This is a genomic window from Geminicoccus flavidas, from assembly GCF_009806515.1.
GTDB lineage: Bacteria > Pseudomonadota > Alphaproteobacteria > Geminicoccales > Geminicoccaceae > Geminicoccus > Geminicoccus flavidus.
The window spans coordinates 1-1,425 of sequence record NZ_WUJP01001011.1; the positions used below are offsets into that span (position 1 = coordinate 1).

At 68.6% G+C, this 1,425-nt stretch carries 2 protein-coding genes and 1 tRNA gene; 2 read left to right on the forward strand and 1 reads right to left on the reverse strand.

What is annotated here, in order from left to right:
• Window positions 1-152 precede the first annotated feature (152 nt).
• Entirely contained in the window at window positions 153-887 is a 735-nt protein-coding gene (locus EQG76_RS33770) for a recombinase zinc beta ribbon domain-containing protein (protein ID WP_407925580.1), read from the forward strand.
• On the opposite strand, the gene EQG76_RS28765 is transcribed toward EQG76_RS33770, so the two are convergent.
• Window positions 846-922, reverse strand: a tRNA-Arg gene (locus EQG76_RS28765). The genes EQG76_RS33770 and EQG76_RS28765 overlap by 42 nt on opposite strands.
• An 86-nt stretch (window positions 923-1,008) precedes the next feature.
• Between EQG76_RS28765 and EQG76_RS28770 the strand changes: the two genes are divergently transcribed.
• Window positions 1,009-1,425, forward strand: a 417-nt coding sequence (locus tag EQG76_RS28770) for a thermonuclease family protein (protein WP_200841212.1), incomplete at its 3' end; no start/stop codon positions are given.

The window sequence follows — 1,425 nt, forward strand, 5'->3', positions numbered from 1 at the left end:
ATCACTTCAACCGCACCGACAGCCGTAACGGACGATCACGCCCGACCTCCGAGTGGATTGAGTTGGCAGTGCCGGCCATTATCGACGAACAAACCTTCAACACGGTCCAGGCGCATCTGCAGAGCCGGGCGCCGAAACGGGTGCCACCTCGGGTGGTCAATGGTCCGACCTTCCTTGCTGGTATCGCACGCTGTGGCCATTGTGGTGCGGCCCTAATTCAGAATACGGGTAAGGGCGGCACCTATCGCTACTACTGCTGTTCGCGGCGGCTGAAGCAGGGGCAACTGGCCTGCGTGGACGTGCGCATGCAGATGGACAGGTTGGACGACATCGTGCTTGGCGAGGTCACCAAGCGTGTGCTGCACCCGGAGCGCCTGACGGTCATGCTGGATGCCTATCTCCGCACCGCCCAGGAACCGGGGGACCGCCAGCAGGACCAGCTGCGGCAGGATCATAAGGAGGCGGAGGCCGGGATCACCCGCCTGCTGGAGCTGGTGGAGAAGGGCGTGCTCGATGCGAGCGATGCCAGCCTGCGCGAGCGGCTGGTGAACCTGCGCTTTCGGCGCGACGAGCTGACCAAGGAGATCGGCGATCTGCAGCGGCGGCTGGCCTCAGCCGAGCCGGCCATCACGCCAGAGAAGGTCGTAAGGCTCGCCGTCCTGCTGCGCGACAAGCTCTACGTGGGACCACCCGACCTGCGCCAGGCCTATGCCCGGCTGGTCCTGTCCGAGGTGAGCGTGGATGACCAGGAAATCTGCATCAGCGGCTCGAAAGCGATCCTGGCTCGAACCGCCGCCGAAGGCCTTGGCAGCACCGCACCCTCGGTTCTCTCTTTTGTTCGAGGATGGTGCGCCCGGCGGGATTCGAACCCACGACCCCAGGATTAGGAATCCTGTGCTCTATCCTGCTGAGCTACGGGCGCGCTCCGCTGTCCTGTACCACTGGCGTCGAGCTTCGGCCAGTCGTCGCGGTGTCCTGAGGCTGCTGGCGGGGCTGGCGGGTGGGGCGGTGGCGCCCGCGGCGTTGGGGCAGGCGGCGCTGGTACCGGTACGGGCGGACGAGTGGCGGCTGGCGGATGGGCGCCTCCTGCGGCTGGCCTCGATCGTGGTGCCGGATCGGCCGGACGTGCTGGCCACTAAGGCGCTGACCCGGACGCGCGAGCTGGCGGAGGCGAGCGAGCTGGTACCCTGGGTCCTGGACAAGGCCGACCGGTTCGGGCGCCTGGTCGGCAGCCTCCGGGACGGGCGCGGCCGGGACCTGCGGGCTGTCCTGCTGCGTGAGGGGCTGGCCGTGGTGCGGACGGGGGAGGAGGACGACCAGGCGCTGCTGGGCCTGCTGGCCGAGGAGGCCCAGGCCCGCCGGGCTGGCCGCGGCATCTGGGGCGAGTTGGACCGGGCAGTGGCCACGCCGGAGGATGTCGGGCGC